11 protein-coding genes are annotated in these 18859 nt (G+C 56.6%); 10 read left to right on the top strand and 1 reads right to left on the bottom strand.

Annotation, left to right across the window (positions count from 1 at the left end; translation table 11 throughout):
- The first annotated feature begins 63 nt into the window (after positions 1-63).
- Entirely contained in the window at positions 64-1416 is a 1353-nt protein-coding gene (gene yegD, locus AAH450_RS02225) for a molecular chaperone (RefSeq protein ID WP_342908711.1), read from the top strand.
- A 92-nt stretch (positions 1417-1508) separates the two neighbouring features.
- Here the strand turns inward: yegD and AAH450_RS02220 are convergent, their stop codons facing one another.
- On the bottom strand, positions 1509-2471 hold the full coding sequence (locus AAH450_RS02220; RefSeq protein ID WP_342908710.1) for an aldo/keto reductase: 963 nt from the start codon (positions 2469-2471) through the stop codon (positions 1509-1511).
- A 239-nt stretch (positions 2472-2710) separates the two neighbouring features.
- Here AAH450_RS02220 and AAH450_RS02215 point away from each other — a divergent pair, with 239 nt between their 5' ends.
- From AAH450_RS02215 to manD, 9 genes are all read left to right on the top strand, one after another.
- Positions 2711-3958, top strand: a complete 1248-nt coding sequence (locus tag AAH450_RS02215; RefSeq protein ID WP_342908709.1) for an MdtA/MuxA family multidrug efflux RND transporter periplasmic adaptor subunit — start codon at positions 2711-2713, stop codon at positions 3956-3958.
- A complete protein-coding gene (locus AAH450_RS02210) occupies positions 3958-7074 on the top strand; it encodes an MdtB/MuxB family multidrug efflux RND transporter permease subunit (RefSeq protein WP_342908708.1) in 3117 nt (1038 codons plus the stop codon). The genes AAH450_RS02215 and AAH450_RS02210 overlap by 1 nt, the downstream gene beginning before the upstream one ends.
- A complete protein-coding gene (gene mdtC / locus AAH450_RS02205) occupies positions 7074-10142 on the top strand; it encodes a multidrug efflux RND transporter permease subunit MdtC (protein WP_342908707.1) in 3069 nt (1022 codons plus the stop codon). The genes AAH450_RS02210 and mdtC overlap by 1 nt, the downstream gene beginning before the upstream one ends.
- The gene (mdtD, locus tag AAH450_RS02200) at positions 10139-11536 is read left to right on the top strand and encodes a multidrug transporter subunit MdtD (protein WP_342908706.1); all 1398 of its coding nucleotides are present in this window, start codon (positions 10139-10141) and stop codon (positions 11534-11536) included. Before mdtC ends, mdtD begins: the two co-directional genes overlap by 4 nt.
- The gene (baeS, locus tag AAH450_RS02195) at positions 11536-12921 is read left to right on the top strand and encodes an envelope stress sensor histidine kinase BaeS (RefSeq protein ID WP_342908705.1); all 1386 of its coding nucleotides are present in this window, start codon (positions 11536-11538) and stop codon (positions 12919-12921) included. Before mdtD ends, baeS begins: the two co-directional genes overlap by 1 nt.
- Before the next feature lie 34 nt (positions 12922-12955).
- Positions 12956-13663, top strand: coding sequence for an envelope stress response regulator BaeR (gene baeR, locus AAH450_RS02190; protein WP_342909550.1), 708 nt, complete (start codon positions 12956-12958; stop codon positions 13661-13663).
- A 147-nt stretch (positions 13664-13810) separates the two neighbouring features.
- Positions 13811-15184 (top strand): prephenate-dependent tRNA uridine(34) hydroxylase TrhP, encoded by a 1374-nt coding sequence (gene trhP / locus AAH450_RS02185; protein WP_342908704.1) that lies wholly within the window; start codon positions 13811-13813, stop codon positions 15182-15184.
- Positions 15185-15428: 244 nt separating this feature from the next.
- Entirely contained in the window at positions 15429-16331 is a 903-nt protein-coding gene (yegS, locus tag AAH450_RS02180; RefSeq protein ID WP_342908703.1) for a lipid kinase YegS, read from the top strand.
- A gap of 1312 nt (positions 16332-17643) precedes the next feature.
- Entirely contained in the window at positions 17644-18858 is a 1215-nt protein-coding gene (gene manD, locus AAH450_RS02175; protein ID WP_342908702.1) for a D-mannonate dehydratase ManD, read from the top strand.
- Position 18859: the final 1 nt, after the last annotated feature.

Raw genomic sequence — 18859 nt, 5'->3', positions numbered from 1 at the left:
GTTCTTGCTCTCCTCACGGGCCTGGGCTAAAGTCGCCCCCTTTTTTCCAGCTGAGGGGGATAAATGTTTATTGGCTTTGATTACGGAACAGCAAATTGCTCGGTCGCCATTATGAAAGAAGGCGTGCCTGGCCTGCTGCCGCTGGAGCAAGGCTCCACCCTGTTGCCCTCAATGCTTTGTGCGCCCACTCGTGATGCGGTGAGCGAATGGTTGTTCCGCCATCATCAGGTTCCCACGCCTGAAGCGGAAAACCAGGCGATCCTGCGCCGCGCGCTGGCGCTTAACCGTGAAGAAGACATTGAGGTAACCTCCTCAAGCGTTCAGTTCGGCCTGGCTTCCCTCGCGCACTATATGGCCGACCCCGAAGATGTCTGGTTCGTTAAATCCCCTAAATCTTTTCTTGGTGCCAGCGGGCTTAAACCGCAGCAGGTCGCTTTTTTCGAGGATCTGGTCTGCGCCATGATGCTGCATATTCGCCAGAAGGCGGAGCAGCATCTGGACGAGAGCATCACGCAGGCGGTGATTGGCCGTCCCATTAACTTCCAGGGACTGGGCGGAGATGAAGCCAACCGTCAGGCGCAGGGCATTCTGGCTCGTGCAGCGAGCCGGGCCGGATTTAAAGAGGTGGAGTTTCAGTTCGAACCTGTGGCAGCCGGTCTGGAATTTGAAGCGACACTCTCTGCGGAAACCCGCGTGCTGGTTGTCGATATCGGCGGCGGCACCACCGACTGCTCAATGCTGCTGATGGGGCCGCAATGGCACGATAAATCCGATCGAAATGCCAGCCTGCTGGGCCACAGCGGCTGCCGCGTCGGTGGAAATGACCTGGATATCATGCTGGCCTTTAAAGAGCTGATGCCGCTGCTGGGGCTGGGTGGCGCAACGGGGAAAGGTATCGCCCTGCCTGCACTGCCGTGGTGGAACGCCGTGGCCATCAACGATGTTCCGGCGCAGAGCGACTTTTATGCCGCCGCCAGCAAAAAGCTGCTGATGGATCTGATCCGTGACGCGCAGGAGCCTGAAAAGGTGAAGCGACTGCTGAAAGTGTGGCAGCAGCGCCTGGGCTACCGCCTGGTGCGCGCCGCAGAAGAGAGCAAAATTGCCCTCTCCGAACAGGCAGAGGTGACTACTGCGCTGAACTTTATTGAACAGTCGCTGGGTACGGATATCAGTGTGGCAGGACTGGAAGCGGCCATTGCACAGCCGTTAGAGCGGATCAAGGAGCAGGTGAAACTGGCTCTGGATGCCAGCGGCACGCGCCCGGACGTGATCTATCTGACCGGCGGCAGCGCACGTTCACCGGTGCTGCGCCAGGCGTTGCAGCAGCAGTTACCTGATATCCCGCTGGCCAGTGGAGATGATTTTGGTTCCGTCACCGCCGGACTGGCTCGCTGGGCACAGGTGATGTTCCGCTAGCGCTAAACCTGGCTACCACGCGAACAGAGTGGGAAAAGTAAGGGACTTTTTGCGGAGTTTTGCGCCTCAGCCCGAGGCGCAAAACAGCCAGATCAGTAGCTGCTGGCTTCAGAGAGGGCGCGAATATCTTCCTCGCTGAGTGTTAATGAAGCCGCTTTAGTCAGTTCATCCAGCTGTGACAGCGAGGTAACGCTGACAATCGGTGCGGTAATGCTGGGGCGGGCAATCTGCCAGGCCAGGGCAACCTGAGTTGGCGTGGCGCTGTTGGCTTCCGCCACCTGATCCAGTGCGGCAAGGATCTGCAACCCTCGTTTATTCAGGTATTTTTCTACCACGCCATCGCCGCGTTTACTCTTGCTGGCGTCCTCTTTGGTACGGTATTTACCGCTCAGAAAACCGCTGGCGAGGGAATAGTAGTTAATTACCCCCAGCCCATGCTCTTCTGCTACCTGCTCCAGCCCGCTTTCATACTCTTCACGGTCGTAGAGATTGTATTCTGGCTGTAGGGTCTCATAACGGGCCAGCCCCTGCTCCCCGCTGATTTTCAGTGCTTCGCTAAGACGTTCTGCTGAGTAATTAGAAGCACCAATCGCCCGAACCTTGCCCTCTTTGATCAGCGCATCGAACGTTTCAAGCGTTGCCTGTAGCGGCGTCTCCTGGTCATCCCGGTGAGCCTGATAGAGATCGATAGTGTCAGTTTGCAGTCTGCGTAAAGAGTCTTCCACCGCCTGACGAATATAGGCCGGAGCCAGCCCCTTTTTGCCCGGCCCCATCTCTATTCCGACTTTGGTAGCGAGCACGATTTTGTCGCGTTTACCGCTCTGCTTCAGCCAGTTCCCGATGATCGTTTCCGACTCCCCGCCCTGATTCCCCGGCGCCCAGCGCGAATAGACATCGGCGGTATCAATAAAATAGAGTCCTTTTTCCACCAGCGCATCCAGCAGGGAAAAAGAGGTTTTCTGGTCGACGGTCCAGCCAAATACGTTGCCGCCAAAGGTCAGTGTGGGAACCTGAATACCGGTACGGCCCAGTGAGCGATGCTCAGAATGACTCATTATTTTCTCCTTATTAAAGCGTTTGACTACATTGTTTTAGCGTAGCAAACAGTCTCACCCCTGCTTCGTTGATTTGTGGCAAAAGATGTGCAGGACAGGAATACTTACACCCGCTTAACGGTTATCCTTATTTCCTTCACTTTTGCGGGTCATACATTCGCTAAAATGAACGCTTTAGGGGCCATCCCCTTTCAGGCCCTTGTGGAACCATTTATTGCTACTGGAGAGCTATTAACAAGATGAATGCTCAGCGCCGTTCTAAAAAAATCTTGCCGATTCTGATTATCGTTGCGCTTGTAGCAGGCGGCGGTTACTGGTGGCACAGCAGCCACAGCAGCAGCAACACAGATAAGAGCGCGGGAGCGCAGCCTGCTAAATCCGCAGGCGGCAAAGGCGGTGGACGGCATGGGGCCACGGGCGCGCCGGCACCGGTTCAGGCCGCAGAAGCGGTACGGCAGAGCGTGCCGCAATACCTTTCCGGCCTGGGGACGGTTACCGCCGCCAATACCGTTACGCTGCGCAGCCGGGTTGATGGCGATCTGATCGCCCTGCACTTTACCGAAGGCCAGGAGGTCAAAGCGGGTCAGCTTCTTGCAGAAATTGACCCCCGTCCTTACCAGGTAGCGTTAACTCAGGCACAGGGACAGCTGGCGAAAGATCGGGCCACTCTCTCTAATGCCCGCCGTGACCTTGCCCGTTTTGAAAAGCTGGCGAAAACCAACCTTGTCTCGCAGCAGGAGATGGATACCCAGCGCTCTCTGGTCGATGAAACGCTCGGCACCCTCAAGGCCGATGAGGGCAGCGTAGCAAGCGCACAACTTAATCTTACCTACAGCCGCGTTACGGCCCCCATCTCTGGCCGCGTCGGGCTTAAGCAGGTTGATGTTGGGAATTACATTACCAGCGGTGATACAACCGGCATTGTGGTAATTACACAGACGCACCCGGTCGATCTGGTGTTCAGCCTGCCGGAAAACACCATCAGCACGATCTTATCTGCGCAAAAAAGCGGGCAGCCGATCCCGGTTGAAGCCTGGGATCGCAGCAATAAAACGCTGCTGACCAGCGGCACGCTGCTCAGCATGGATAACCAGATTGACGCCACCACCGGCACCGTGAAGCTGAAAGCCCGCTTCGGCAATGATGACGACATGTTGTTCCCTAACCAGTTTGTTAATGCCCGCCTGAAGGTCAACACCTTGCAGGACGCCATCGTTATCCCCGCTGCGGCGCTGCAAATGGGCAACGAAGGCAATTTTGTCTGGGTAGTAAATGCCGAGAACAAAGTAAGCAAGAAGCTGATCACCACTGGTCTACAGGACAGCCAGAAAATTGTGGTAACAGCCGGGCTGAATGCCGGTGAACGCGTGGTCACGGACGGCATCGATCGTCTGACCGAGGGGGCGAAAGTAGAAGTGGTTGCGCCGCAGGCTACACCACTCACCTCGGGCAAAAGCGCCCTGCCTTCTCAGGGAGCCAGTTCCTGATGCAGGTCATGCCCCCAAACGCCAGCGGCGGGCCTTCCCGCCAGTTTATCCTTCGTCCTGTTGCCACCACGCTCCTGATGGTGGCGATCCTGCTTGCCGGCATTTTGGGCTACCGCGCCCTGCCTGTCTCGGCCCTGCCGGAAGTAGATTACCCTACTATTCAGGTGGTCACGCTCTATCCGGGCGCCAGCCCGGACGTGGTCACATCGTCGATAACCGCGCCGCTTGAGCGCCAGTTCGGGCAGATGTCCGGGCTGAAACAGATGTCTTCGCAAAGTTCCGGCGGCGCCTCTGTGGTTACCTTGCAGTTCCAGCTCACGCTGCCGCTCGACGTGGCGGAGCAGGAAGTGCAGGCGGCCATTAACGCCGCGACCAACCTGCTGCCCTCAGACTTACCGAATCCACCGGTCTACAGCAAAGTGAACCCGGCAGATCCGCCCATCATGACGCTGGCCGTCACCACCACCAGCATGCCCATGACGCAGGTAGAGGATATGGTGGAAACCCGCGTGGCGCAGAAGATCTCGCAGGTCTCCGGCGTTGGTCTGGTTACGCTGGCGGGTGGGCAGCGGCCTGCGGTCCGGGTGAAGCTGAATGCAGAAGCGCTGGCAGCGCTGAATCTGGACAGCGAAACCGTCCGCACCGCTATCAGCAATGCCAACGTCAATTCAGCTAAAGGCAGCCTTGACGGCCCCGAACGTTCCATCACCCTTTCCGCCAACGATCAGATGAAATCCGCTGAGGATTACCGCCAGCTGATCGTCTCTTATCAGAACGGTTCTCCGGTGCGGCTGCGTGATGTGGCGACGGTGGAACAGGGCGCGGAAAACAGCTGGCTGGGTGCCTGGGCAAACCGGCAGCCCGCCATTGTGCTGAACATCCAGCGTCAGCCGGGCGCCAACATCATCACCACGGCTGACAGTATCCGGCAAATGCTGCCTGCGCTGACCGCCACGCTGCCAAAATCAGTGGATGTGAAGGTACTGACCGACCGCACCACCAATATCCGCGCCTCCGTCCACGACGTTCAGTTTGAGCTGATGCTGGCTATTGCGCTGGTGGTGATGATCATCTACCTGTTCCTGCGCAACGTTCCGGCCACGATTATTCCTGCGGTTGCGGTTCCCCTGTCGCTGGTAGGCACTTTTGCCGTGATCTATTTTCTTGGCTTTTCGATTAACAACCTCACGCTGATGGCGCTGACCATCGCCACGGGTTTTGTGGTGGATGATGCGATTGTGGTAATCGAAAATATTTCACGCTATATCGAGAAAGGCGAGAAGCCGATGGCGGCGGCGCTGAAAGGAGCGGGCGAGATTGGCTTCACCATTATTTCGCTGACCTTTTCGCTGATTGCTGTGCTGATCCCGCTGCTGTTTATGGGCGATATTGTTGGCCGGCTGTTCCGCGAGTTCGCCGTCACGCTGGCGATCTCTATTCTGATCTCCGCCGTGGTCTCGCTGACGCTGACGCCGATGATGTGCGCCCGCATGCTAAGCGCCGAGTCGCTGCGCAAGCAGAACCGCTTCTCCCGCGCCAGCGAAGCGATGTTCGATCGCATTATTGCCGGTTACGGCCATTTTCTGCGGCGGGTACTGAATCATCCCTGGCTGACGCTGAGCGTTGCGCTGGGCACGCTGGCGGTGACCGTACTGCTGTGGATCGCTATTCCTAAGGGCTTTTTCCCGTTGCAGGATAACGGCATCATTCAGGGCACGCTTCAGGCGCCGCAGTCCGTATCCTATGCCAATATGGCGCAGCGGCAGCAACAGGTTGCTTCGGTGATCATGAAAGATCCTGCCGTGCAGAGCCTGACTTCCTTTGTCGGCGTGGACGGCACTAACCCGGCGCTCAACAGTGGTCGGCTGCAAATCAGTCTCAAACCCTTGAGTGAACGGGACGATCGTATTCCGGTGGTGATCGACCGTCTTCAGGCGGCTGTGGCAAAAATGCCCGGCGTGAATCTCTATCTTCAGCCGGTGCAGGATCTGACCATTGATACTCAGCTAAGCCGCACGCAATATCAGTTTACGTTGCAAGCTGGATCGCTGGAGTCGCTGAGTCTGTGGGTGCCGAAACTGATGACCCAGCTTGCCACCCTGCCCCAGCTGAAAGACGTCAGCAGCGACTGGCAGGATCAGGGGCTGGAAGCCTATATCAAGGTTGACCGCGACAATGCCAGCCGGCTGGGCATTACCATGGCCGATGTCGATAACGCGCTCTACAACGCCTTTGGTCAGCGGCTGATCTCCACCATCTACACCCAGGCGAATCAGTACCGCGTGGTACTGGAGAACGACACCTCGGCCACGCCGGGACTGGCCGGGCTGGAGAGCATTCGTCTTAACACCAGCTCGGGCGGCGTAGTGCCGCTGAGCGCTATCGCCACCTTTGAGCAGCGCCACGGGGCAATGAGCATCAACCATCTTGATCAGTTCCCCTCCACCACCTTCTCCTTCAACGTCAGCAACGGTTACTCGCTGGAGGAAGCGGTGAATGCTATCAGCGGCGCTGAACAGGATCTGGCTATGCCTTCGGAAATCATGACTCAGTTCCAGGGCAGTACGCTGGCGTTCCAGGCGGCGCTCTCCGGTACCGTCTGGCTGATAGTCGCGGCGGTTGTGGCGATGTATATCGTACTTGGCGTGCTGTACGAGAGCTTTATTCATCCGATTACCATTCTCTCCACCCTGCCTACTGCTGGCGTGGGCGCGCTGCTGGCCTTGATGCTCAGCGGCAATGAGCTGGATGTGATCGCTATCATAGGTATCATTCTGCTGATTGGCATCGTGAAGAAAAACGCCATCATGATGATCGACTTTGCGCTGGCGGCAGAGCGCGAACAGGGAATGTCGCCTTATGACGCCATTTATCAGGCCTGCCTGCTGCGCTTCAGGCCGATACTGATGACCACGCTGGCCGCCCTGCTGGGTGCGCTGCCGCTGATGCTGAGCAGCGGCGTGGGCGCGGAGCTGCGGCATCCGCTGGGCGTGGCGATGGTAGGCGGGCTGGTGGTCAGCCAGGTACTGACGCTGTTTACCACTCCGGTTATCTACCTGCTGTTTGACCGTATGGCGCATGCCACCCGCCGTCGATTTAAGCAGGAGGAGGCGTAGTGAAGTTTTTTGCGCTGTTTATCCACCGCCCGGTGGCGACAATCCTGCTGACGATTGCCATCCTGCTGGCGGGCATTCTCGGCTTCCGGCTGTTGCCGGTGGCCCCCCTGCCGCAGGTGGATTTCCCGGTGATCCTGGTCAGCGCCTCGCTGCCGGGTGCCTCTCCTGAAACCATGGCTTCTTCCGTTGCCACGCCGCTGGAGCGCTCGTTAGGCCGAATTGCCGGGGTCAGCGAAATGACCTCAACCAGTTCGCTCGGCAGCACGCGCATCATCCTGGTTTTTGATTATGACCGGGATATTAACGGCGCCGCGCGGGATGTTCAGGGCGCTATCAATGCGGCGCAGAGTCTGCTTCCCAGCGGTATGCCCAGTCGTCCAACCTATCGGAAGATTAATCCTTCTGACGCGCCGATCATGATTATGACGCTGACCTCGGACACCTATTCGCCGGGTCAGCTGTACGATTACGCCTCGACGCAGCTGGCGCAGAAGCTGTCGCAAATTGAGGGTGTGGGCGACGTGAGCATTGGCGGAAGCTCGCTGCCTGCCGTACGGGTGAACCTGAACCCGCAGGCGTTATTCAATCAGGGCGTGTCGCTGGATGATGTCCGCCAGACCATATCTGATGCTAACCAGCGCAGGCCGCAGGGCGCCATTGAGGATCGCTCGCAACGCTGGCAGCTGAAAACCAATGACGAGCTGCAAACTGCGGCGGACTATCAGCCGCTGATCGTGCATTACAAGGCGGGTGCCGCCGTACGGTTACAGGATGTGGCCACGGTTACCGATTCGGTTCAGGATGTGCGCAATGCCGGGATGGCCAACGCCAAACCGGCCATTCTGGTGCTGATCCGCAAGCTGCCGGAAGCGAACATTATCGATACCGTGGATCGCATCCGGGCGGAAGTGCCGGAGCTGAACGCTATTATTCCGGCGTCGATTCATCTTGATGTGGCGCAGGATCGCTCGCCCACCATCCGCGCCTCGCTGGCGGAGGTAGAGCAGTCGCTGGCGATCTCTGTCGGGCTGGTTATCCTCGTGGTGTTCGCCTTCCTGCGATCTGGCCGCGCCACGCTGATCCCGGCGGTGGCGGTTCCCGTTTCGCTGATTGGCACTTTTGCTGCGATGTATCTGTGTGGCTTCAGCCTGAATAACCTGTCGCTGATGGCGCTCACCGTTGCCACCGGTTTTGTGGTGGACGATGCGATTGTGGTGCTGGAGAACATTTCGCGGCACGTCGAAGCGGGCATGAAACCGCTACAGGCCTCGCTACAGGGGGTGCGGGAGGTGGGCTTTACGGTGCTCTCAATGAGCCTCTCGCTGGTTGCCGTTTTCCTGCCGCTGCTGATGCTCGGCGGGCTGGTTGGGCGGTTCTTTAAAGAGTTTGCCCTGACGCTCTCCGTGTCGATCGTTATTTCATTGCTCGTCTCGGTGACGCTGACGCCGATGATGTGCGCCAGGTTGCTACGCGCGCAGCCGCAGCGAAAGCAATCCCGCATCCGGGGATTTGGCAAAGTGCTGATGGCGATCCAGCAAGGCTACGGACGTTCACTCAACTGGGTACTTAACCACTCGCGCTGGACGCTGCTGGTATTCCTCGGCACTATCGGTCTGACCATTTACCTCTACATAGCCATTCCGAAAACCTTTATGCCGGAGCAGGATACCGGCAGGCTGATGGGATCTATTCAGGCTGACCAGAGCATCTCCTTCCAGGCGATGCGCGGCAAGCTGGAAGATTTTATGAAAATCGTGCGCGATGACCCGGCGGTGGAGAGCGTGGTGGGGTTCACCGGCGGTTCCCGGACCAACAGCGGCTCGATGTTTATTTCTCTGAAGCCGCTGAGCGAGCGCAGCGAGACGTCACAGGAGATCATCGCCCGCCTGCGTAACAAACTGGCGAAAGAGCCAGGGGCAAACCTTTATCTGATGGCGGTGCAGGATTTGCGGGTAGGCGGAAGAGAGTCCAATGCGGGTTATCAGTACACGCTGCTTTCCGATGACCTGGACGATTTACGCCAGTGGGAACCGAAAATTCGCCAGGCGTTTTCTGCCCTGCCGGAGCTGGCGGACGTGAACTCCGATCAGCAGGATAAAGGTTCCGAAATGGCGCTGATCTATGACCGCGAAAGCATGGCGCGGCTGGGGATCGACGTGGCGGCTGCCAACGCCCTGCTGAACAATGCTTTTGGCCAGCGGCAGATCTCCACCATCTATCAGCCGCTTAACCAGTACAAAGTGGTAATGGAAGTGGACCCGCGCTATACCCAGGATATCAGCTCGCTCGAGTTGATGTATGTGGTAAACAGCGACGGCAAAGCGATCCCTCTCTCGTGGTTCGCCCACTGGCAGCCTGCCAACTCACCGCTTTCGGTGAATCATCAGGGGCTGTCAGCCGCTTCCACTATCTCCTTTAACCTGCCGGAAGGCGTATCGCTGTCGCAGGCCTCTGCTGCCATAGACCGTAGCATGACCTCGCTCGGCGTGCCGCTTACCGTGCGCGGCAGTTTTGCCGGTACGGCGCAGGCGTTTCAGCAGAGCCAGAACAGCCAGATCTGGTTAATTATTGCCGCCATAGCCACGGTCTATATCGTGCTGGGGATCCTCTACGAGAGCTATGTTCATCCGCTGACTATCCTCTCTACGCTGCCCTCGGCGGGCGTAGGCGCCCTGCTGGCGCTGGAGCTGTTCAGCGCGCCGTTCAGCCTGATTGCGCTGATAGGGATCCTGCTGCTGATCGGCATCGTGAAGAAAAACGCCATCATGATGGTGGATTTCGCGCTGGAAGCGCAACGGAACGGCAATCTCACCGCGCGGGAAGCGATTTTCCAGGCCAGCCTGCTGCGTTTCCGCCCCATTATGATGACCACGCTGGCGGCGCTGCTGGGCGCACTGCCGCTGGTGCTGACTTCCGGTGACGGCGCAGAACTGCGCCAGCCGCTGGGGATCACCATCGTCGGAGGGCTGGTGATGAGCCAGCTGCTGACGCTCTACACCACGCCGGTGGTTTATCTCTACATGGATAAACTGCGTCGCAGGCCGCGTCGGGAGCTGGTAAAAACATGAATGCACCCACCGTTCGCTGGCAGCTGTGGATTGTCGCTTTTGGCTTTTTTATGCAGGCGCTGGACACCACTATCGTCAATACCGCCCTGCCGTCAATGGCAGTGAGCCTGCATGAAAACCCGCTGCATATGCATTCAGTTATTGTCTCTTATGTGCTGACGGTAGCGGTGATGCTGCCGCTGAGCGGCTGGCTGGCGGACAGGTTTGGCGTGCGTAATATCTTTTTCAGCGCCATCATCCTGTTCAGCGCAGGCTCGCTGTTTTGTTCGTTAGCCACCTCGCTGGATCAGCTGATTCTGGCTCGCGTGGTTCAGGGTATTGGTGGCGCAATGATGGTGCCGGTGGGACGGCTCACCGTGATGAAACTGGTGCCTCGTGAACAGTATATGGCCGCGATGACTTTTGTAACCCTGCCCGGCCAGGTCGGCCCGCTGCTGGGGCCAGTGCTGGGTGGCGTGTTGGTGGAGTACGCCAGCTGGCACTGGATCTTCCTGATCAACATTCCGGTAGGGATTATTGGCGCCATTGCCACCTTGATGATGATGCCCAATCTGAGCCTGCCGCCCCGCCGTTTCGATTTTATCGGCTTCCTGCTGCTGGCTGCCGGTATGGCTACCCTGACGCTGGCGCTGGATGGTCAGCACGGGTCAGGAAGCTCGCCGCTGCTGCTGTGCCTGTTTATTCTGGTGGGTGTTTTCTCGCTGCTCTTCTATCTGATGCATGCCCGAAGCAACGAGAACGCGCTGTTCAGCCTGAAGCTGTTTGAAAACCGCATCTATTCTGTCGGCTTGCTGGGCAGTTTCACCGGACGTATCGGCAGCGGCATGCTGCCGTTTATGACGCCGATATTTCTGCAAGTCGGTATGGGTTACAGCCCTTTCCATGCGGGGCTGATGATGATCCCAATGGTGCTGGGCAACATGGGCATGAAGCGCATCGTGGTACAGATTGTTAACCGCTTTGGCTACCGCAACGTGCTGGTAGGCGCCACGGTCAGTCTGGCGCTGGTGGTGCTTTTGTTCCCGCTTGTAGCCATGCTGGGCTGGTATTACCTGCTGCCGGTGGTGTTGTTCCTGCAAGGCATGGTTAACGCCATTCGCTTCTCTTCCATGAATACGCTGACGCTGAAAGAGCTGCCCGATGCCCTGGCCAGCAGCGGTAACAGCCTGCTGTCGATGATCATGCAGCTCTCTACGAGTATCGGCGTCACCGTGGCGGGTCTGTTACTGGGCACCTTCGGGCACCAGACGCTGGCTGACAGCCCGGCGGTACACCAGGCCTTTATCTCTACCTATTTCTGCATGGCGGTGGTGATTGTTCTGCCTGCGCTGGTGTTCTGGCGCGTACCGGAAGTCAGTAAAAACGTCGTACTGAGCCGGCAAAGGAGGGGTTAATGTTAGCTAAATTGCGTATTGGCATTACCGCCAAGCTGTTCGCAGCAATTTTCTCCACCTGCATGCTGGTGCTGATCACCATGCACTGGGGGGTGCGGCTCAGCTTTGAACACGGTTTTATCGACTACATCAAAAAAGGTAACGAACAGCGCCTGGTGATGCTCAGCGATGCGCTGTCAGATCAGTATGAACAGCACGGTAACTGGGATTTTTTGCGTCAAAACAACAAGCTGGTTTTTCAGATCCTGCATTCGCTGGAGCAGAACCCGGACTCCAGCTCGCAGCTTCCGCCCCACGGCTGGCGCACCCAGTTCTGGGTTATCGACCAACAGTATCATGTGATGATCGGCCCGCGTGGCCCGGTGCCGCCTGAAGGCTCAAGGCGCAACATCACCACCAGCAGCGGGCGCATTGTGGGGTGGGTAATTGGCTCGCCGCCTGAACGCCTGACCCGGAGCGCGGATATCAATTTCGACCAGCAGCAAAAGCGCACCAGCTGGATCATTGTCGGCCTGACCATGCTGCTGGCTGCGCTGGTGACCTGGCTGATGTCTCGCGGTCTGCTTGCGCCGGTTAAGCGGCTGGTTGAAGGAACGCATCATCTCGCCGCAGGCGATTTCACCAGCCGTGTAGAAGCCAACAGCCGCGACGAACTGGGCAGGCTGGCACAGGACTTTAACCGTCTTGCCAGCACGCTGGAGAAAAATGAGAGCATGCGCCGCGCCTTTATGGCCGATATTTCCCATGAGCTGCGAACGCCGCTGGCTATCCTGCGCGGCGAGCTGGAAGCGATTCAGGATGGCGTGCGTAAACTGACGCCCGAATCTATTATCTCGTTGCAGGGCGAAGTCAGTACGCTGACCAAATTGGTGGATGACGTCCATCAGCTTTCCTTATCTGATGAAGGCGCCCTCGCCTATCGCAAAAGCAACACGGATTTGGTACCGCTGCTGGAGCTGGTCGCCAGCAACTTTACTGGCCGCTATCAGAGCCGCGGGCTGCGGCTTGATTTAAAGCTGCCGGAGCAGGCGCCGCTGTTTGGCGACCCCGACAGGTTGATGCAGCTGTTTACCAATCTGATGGAAAACAGCCTGCGCTATACCGATGCCGGAGGCGGTCTGACGGTCACCGTGGAATCACATCCCGAGCAGCAGATTATTTATTTCGACGATACCAGCCCCGGCATAACGGATGAACAGCGCCAGCAAATTTTCGAACGCTTCTACCGTGCCGAAAGCTCGCGCAATCGTGCCAGCGGCGGTTCCGGGCTTGGCCTGGCTATTTGTCAGAATATTGTGGAAGCGCACGACGGCACCATTGTTGCGGATCACTCCGATGCCGGCGGCCTGAAAATTACGGTACACTTACCCTGCAAAACCAACTAAAGAGGTGTTTCACCTCGAGTTAGAGATGAGTGTTATGGATCAGGAAACGCTTGCCCCGCTGATTTTAGTGGTTGAAGACGAACCCAAACTCGGTCAGCTACTGGTGGACTATCTCCAGGCTGCCAACTACCGCACCCATCATCTCCTGCGCGGTGATGAAGTGCTGGAGTGGGTCAGACAGACTCCGCCGGATATGATCCTGCTGGATCTGATGCTGCCGGGCATGGATGGCCTGTCGCTGTGCCGCGAAATCAGGCGCTTTTCCGAGCTGCCAATCGTGATGATTACCGCTAAAACGGAAGAAATTGACCGCCTGTTGGGGCTGGAAATTGGCGCGGATGACTATATCTGCAAGCCTTTCAGTCCGCGGGAGGTGGTAGCCAGGGTGAAAACCATCCTTAAACGCTGCCAGCGCACACCAGAAGAAGCGCAGAAGGCTTCTCTGCTGGTGATTGACGAGAGTCGCTTTCAGGCCAGCTGGGACGAGAGGCCGCTGGATCTGACGCCAGCGGAGTTCCGCCTGCTGAAAACGCTGGCCCAGGAGCCAGGGAAAGTCTTTTCACGGGAGATGCTGCTGAATCATCTCTATGATGATTATCGCGTGGTGACCGACCGTACTATCGACAGCCATATTAAAAACCTGCGGCGGAAGCTGGAGCTGCTCGATGCCGATCAGCCTTTTATCCGCGCGGTGTACGGTATGGGTTACCGTTGGGAAGCTGACGTCTGTCGTTTGATCTAGCGCAATTTACATTCTCCGCCACAGCTTTTACAATCTCCGCACTCTTTGTAAGGCCGCCCTGTGCGGCCTTTTTCTCTCATTGATACTCTTTTTTCAGCGGATTTACGCCGAAAAAAGCTGACCTGACATCAGACCAACGAGATCCTTATGTTCAAACCGGAACTGCTCTCCCCGGCCGGTACGCTGAAAAATATGCGTTACGCCTTCGCCTATGGTGCGGATGCGGTGTATGCCGGCCAGCCCCGTTACAGCCTGCGGGTGCGTAACAACGAATTTAACCACGAGAATCTGGCGCTGGGTATTAACGAGGCTCACAGCCTTGGTAAGAAATTTTACGTGGTGGTGAATATCGCTCCGCATAATGCCAAGCTGAAAACCTTTATCCGCGATCTTCGTCCGGTGGTAGAGATGGGGCCGGATGCGCTGATTATGTCCGATCCCGGCCTGATTATGATGGTGCGGGAAGCCTTCCCGCAGATGGACATTCACCTCTCCGTCCAGGCAAACGCGGTAAACTGGGCAACGGTGAAATTCTGGCAGCAAATGGGGCTGACGCGAGTGATCCTTTCGCGGGAACTCTCGCTGGAGGAGATTGGCGAAATTCGTCAGCAGGTGCCGGAGATGGAGCTGGAGATTTTTGTCCACGGCGCGCTCTGCATGGCCTATTCAGGCCGCTGCCTGCTTTCAGGTTATATCAATAAGCGCGACCCTAATCAGGGAACCTGCACTAATGCCTGTCGTTGGGAGTATAAAGTTCAGGAAGGTAAGCAGGACGAGGTAGGCAATATCGTTCATCAGCATCAGCCCATTCCGGTGAAAAACGTCGAACCCACGCTGGGTATTGGTGAGCCAACCGACAAAGTCTATATGATTGAAGAGTCGATGCGTCCGGGGGAATATATGACCGCCTTCGAGGATGAGCACGGCACTTACATTATGAACTCCAAAGATCTGCGGGCGGTGGCGCACGTCGGACAACTGACGCAGATGGGCGTGCATTCATTAAAAATCGAAGGGCGCACCAAATCTTTTTACTATTGCGCACGTACGGCTCAGGTTTACCGCCGGGCCATAGATGATGCCGCAGCAGGCAAGCCTTTCGACGCCAGCCTGCTGGATACGCTGGAAGGTCTGGCCCACCGTGGCTATACCGAAGGTTTTCTGCGCCGCCACACCCATGAGAGCTATCAAAACTATGAGTACGGCCATTCCGCCTCCGATCGTCAGCAGTTTGTAGGCGAGTTTACCGGTGAGCGTCGGGGCGAGCTGGCGCTGGTGGATGTGAAAAACAAGTTCAGTAAAGGCGATAATCTTGAGCTGATGACGCCCGCTGGCAACATCAACTTTGATTTGCTCTCTATGGCAAACAAGAAGCTCGAGCCGACAGAGGTGGCGCCAGGTAACGGCCATTTTGTCTGGATCCCGGTTCCGGAAGATATTGACCTTACTTACGCGCTTTTGCTGCGAAATTTTCCAGATGCCCCAGCAAAACGGGCTGAATTTACGCAAAAAGCGGGTTAATTTACTTGATGTTACGGTTATTAGAAATTGATCACATAACCTTGCGCCTAATCTGGCTAAGATGCGCTGGCTCAAAACGAGAATACTAAACAGCAATTTTTATCAGGAACCACCTCCTTGGCCCGTCCGGCTCCCCCGGATGGGCTTTTCTTTTCCGACTTCTTCCCTCCCGCCGCTGTGGCAAGATGTGCTATAACAGAATCAATTTCGGCCTGAACGGGTCACTCTTCACGGGATAACAAATATGGACAAACAGCCGGTTACGTTGCTGATACTGAATGGTAAAGGGGCAGGAAATGAAGAGCTGCGTGAGGCAATTTTTGCCCTGCGTGAAGAAGGTTATCCCATTGAAGTACGTGTGACCTGGGAGAAAGGTGACGGCAAACGCTATCTCCAGGAAGCGGTCGAGTTGCAGGCAGATACTGTTGTCGCTGGCGGCGGCGACGGCACCATCAATGAAATAGCCAGCGCGCTGGCTGGCATTGAAGCCTCCACACGTCCGGTTTTGGGCATTATTCCTCTGGGCACGGCGAATGATTTCGCCACCAGCGCAGGCATCCCGGCTGAAATGGAAAATGCCCTGCGTCTGGCAATTGTCGGTAAAGCCACGCCTGTGGATATCGCCAGCGTTAACGGCAGCCACTATTTTATTAATATGGCAACAGGGGGCTTTGGCACCCGTATTACCACGGAAACGCCGGAGAGGCTGAAATCTGCGCTGGGTGGTGTTTCGTACTTTATTCATGGGCTGATGCGCATGGATACGCTTAAAGCAGACAGCTGCGAGCTGACGGGTCCCTATTTTAACTGGAAAGGGGATGCGCTGGTAATTGGCATTGGTAATGGCCGTCAGGCTGGCGGCGGGCAGCGGCTTTGTCCTTCTGCGCTGATCAATGATGGTCAGCTGGAGCTAAGTATTGTGACCTCACAAGAGATCCTGCCCACCCTGCTGAATTCTGTAATCGGTGGAGATGACGAAAACCCTAACATTATCCGCGCCTCGCTGCCCTGGCTGGAAATCACCGCCCCGCACGAGATGACCTTTAATCTGGATGGCGAACCGCTGAGCGGCACCTCTTTCCGTATTGAAGTGCTCCCTGCTGCTATCTCCTGTCGTTTACCGCCATCATGTGAGCTGCTGGCCTGACAGGTGGCGCGGAAAGTAAGCTCTGGATAACGAGCAGGTTATTTTAGCAGCACGTTGTCTGAACGGAGCGGTGGCATGGGTCGGGATTATCGCGTTAGGTGGCTTGTGGTAAAAGCTTGTTGTCTGAGGGTGTGGTGGCCAAATCAGACAGAACAGGATGCTGAACTAAAAAGCATGTCGTCTGAAGGGCCAGTAGCCTGGTCAGGGAGAGGGGGCTGAACACAAAAACGCCGTGAACCCCTCCCTGGGGGCTGCGAAGCGGCGTCCATGCCGCTTAGCTTTTGCTTATCAGCCCCCTCTCCCTTCCCCACAGCATCGGTGTTGCCTGTTGTAGAAAATCAAAACCAACTTCCAAATCCAAATCCAAATCCAAATCCAAATCCAAATCCAAATCCAGCATCAAATCTGGTTTTGACCTGTGTGAACGTCAAACTCACCAACAACACCGAATTCATTGGGTGACGCCCCGGAGTGCATTAGCCGAGTGTATGCCGCAGGGATGCGGTAGCCAAAATTGCGCTAATGCCGCGCAACATATCAAAGTTAACATTTCACGCTGCGACATCCCGAATAACGTGCACCGTGGTGACGCCTTTCTACCGAACCCGGTTTTGACCTGTGTGAACGACAAACTCACCAACAACACCGAATTCAATGGGTGGCGCCCCGGAGTGCATTAGCCGAGTGTATGCCGCAGGGATGCGGCATCCAAGCCCCCATGGAAGGGTTCACGGCGTCTCGGATAAGGCACTCCGGGGTGACACCTTTGCGCCAATCCGGTTTTGACCTGTGTGAACGTCAAACTCACCAACAACACCGAATTCGTTGGGTGGCACCCCGGAGTGCATTAGCCGAGTGTATGCCGCAGGGATGCGGCATCCAAGCCCCCATGGAAGGGTTCACGGCGTCTCGGATAAGGCACTCCGGGGTGACACCTTTGCACCGCTCCGGTTTTGACCTGTGTGAACGCCAGGCCCACTAACAACACTGAATTTAACGGGTGGCACCACGGAGCACGTTAGCCGAGTGTATGCCGCAGGGATGCGGCATATAGGCTTACGCTAATGCCGCGCAACATATCAAAGTTAACATTTCGCGCTGCGACGTCCCGGTAAGGCTCTTCCGGAAGAGGCCACGCACCGCAGCTGGCTTTGTTTTAGGCGCCGGCTTCACGAACAACACCATTTAATTAACATCGCCATAACCGATCCGCTAAATGTGATCCCGGTCGAACATTCAGCCAAATCAACTTGTATGGTAGTACGCAGACGCGTATTTTTTCACCATTGCTTGTTGATAAGGACCCACCAGGATGAAAATTGTTAAAGCTGAAGTCTTCGTAACCTGCCCCGGCAGAAACTTCGTTACGGTTAAAATTACTACTGATGAAGGCCTGACCGGTATTGGTGATGCCACGCTGAATGGCCGTGAATTGCCGGTGGCGTCCTACCTTAAAGATCACGTCTGCCCACAGCTGATTGGCCGTAACGCTCATCAAATCGAAGACATCTGGCAATTTTTCTACAAAGGCGCTTACTGGCGTCGCGGCCCGGTCACTATGTCGGCTATTTCCGCCGTGGACCAGGCGCTGTGGGACATCAAAGGTAAAGCCGCCAACATGCCGCTTTACCAGCTGTTGGGTGGTGCTTCCCGTACTGGCGTGATGGTCTACTGCCACACTACGGGCCATAGCATCGATGAAGTGATGGACGACTACGCCCGACATAAAGAGATGGGCTTTAAGGCTATTCGCGCCCAGTGCGGCGTTCCGGGCATGAAAACCACCTACGGTATGGCGAAAGGCAAAGGTCTGGCCTACGAGCCTGCGACCAAAGGCGACTGGCCGGAAGAGCAACTGTGGTCAACCGAAAAATACCTCGACTTTACGCCGAAATTATTTGAAGCCATCCGTGATAAATTTGGCTTTGATGAGCATCTGCTGCACGACATGCACCACCGCCTGACCCCTATTGAAGCGGCCCGCTTCGGCAAAAGCGTGGAAGATTCTCGTCTGTTCTGGATGGAAGATCCTACGCCTGCCGAAAATCAGGAAAGCTTCCGCCTGATCCGTCAGCACACCGTGACCCCAATCGCCGTAGGGGAAGTATTCAACAGTATCTGGGATTGTAAACAGCTGATAGAAGAGCAGCTGATTGACTACATCCGCACCACCATTACCCATGCAGGTGGTATCACCGGTATGCGCCGTATCGCTGATTTCGCTTCGCTTTACCAGGTCCGCACCGGATCTCATGGTCCTTCCGATCTCTCTCCTGTCTGTATGGCTGCCGCCCTGCACTTCGACCTCTGGGTGCCGAACTTCGGCGTGCAGGAATATATGGGCTATTCCGAGCAGATGATGGAAGTCTTCCAGCACAACTGGACCTTCGACAATGGCTATATGCATCCGGGCGACAAGCCGGGCCTGGGTATCGAATTCGACGAGAAGCTCGCCGCGAAATATCCCTATGAACCAGCCTATCTGCCGGTTGCCCGCCTGGAAGATGGCACGTTGTGGAACTGGTGAG

This window comes from Erwinia magellanica (assembly GCF_039023495.1).
Classification (GTDB): Bacteria; Pseudomonadota; Gammaproteobacteria; order Enterobacterales; family Enterobacteriaceae; genus Erwinia.
This window is presented reverse-complemented; position numbering and strand designations above follow the sequence as displayed.

What these genes read in the sequence shown, in the direction of transcription:
- yegD (WP_342908711.1), top strand. Translation starts at nt 64, where the DNA reads ATGTTTATTGGCTTTGATTACGGAACAGCAAATTGCTCGGTCGCCATT.
- AAH450_RS02220 (WP_342908710.1), bottom strand. Translation starts at nt 2,471, where the DNA reads ATGAGTCATTCTGAGCATCGCTCACTGGGCCGTACCGGTATTCAGGTT.
- AAH450_RS02215 (WP_342908709.1), top strand. Translation starts at nt 2,711, where the DNA reads ATGAATGCTCAGCGCCGTTCTAAAAAAATCTTGCCGATTCTGATTATC.
- AAH450_RS02210 (WP_342908708.1), top strand. Translation starts at nt 3,958, where the DNA reads ATGCAGGTCATGCCCCCAAACGCCAGCGGCGGGCCTTCCCGCCAGTTT.
- mdtD (WP_342908706.1), top strand. Translation starts at nt 10,139, where the DNA reads ATGAATGCACCCACCGTTCGCTGGCAGCTGTGGATTGTCGCTTTTGGC.
- baeS (WP_342908705.1), top strand. Translation starts at nt 11,536, where the DNA reads ATGTTAGCTAAATTGCGTATTGGCATTACCGCCAAGCTGTTCGCAGCA.
- baeR (WP_342909550.1), top strand. Translation starts at nt 12,956, where the DNA reads ATGGATCAGGAAACGCTTGCCCCGCTGATTTTAGTGGTTGAAGACGAA.
- trhP (WP_342908704.1), top strand. Translation starts at nt 13,811, where the DNA reads ATGTTCAAACCGGAACTGCTCTCCCCGGCCGGTACGCTGAAAAATATG.
- yegS (WP_342908703.1), top strand. Translation starts at nt 15,429, where the DNA reads ATGGACAAACAGCCGGTTACGTTGCTGATACTGAATGGTAAAGGGGCA.
- manD (WP_342908702.1), top strand. Translation starts at nt 17,644, where the DNA reads ATGAAAATTGTTAAAGCTGAAGTCTTCGTAACCTGCCCCGGCAGAAAC.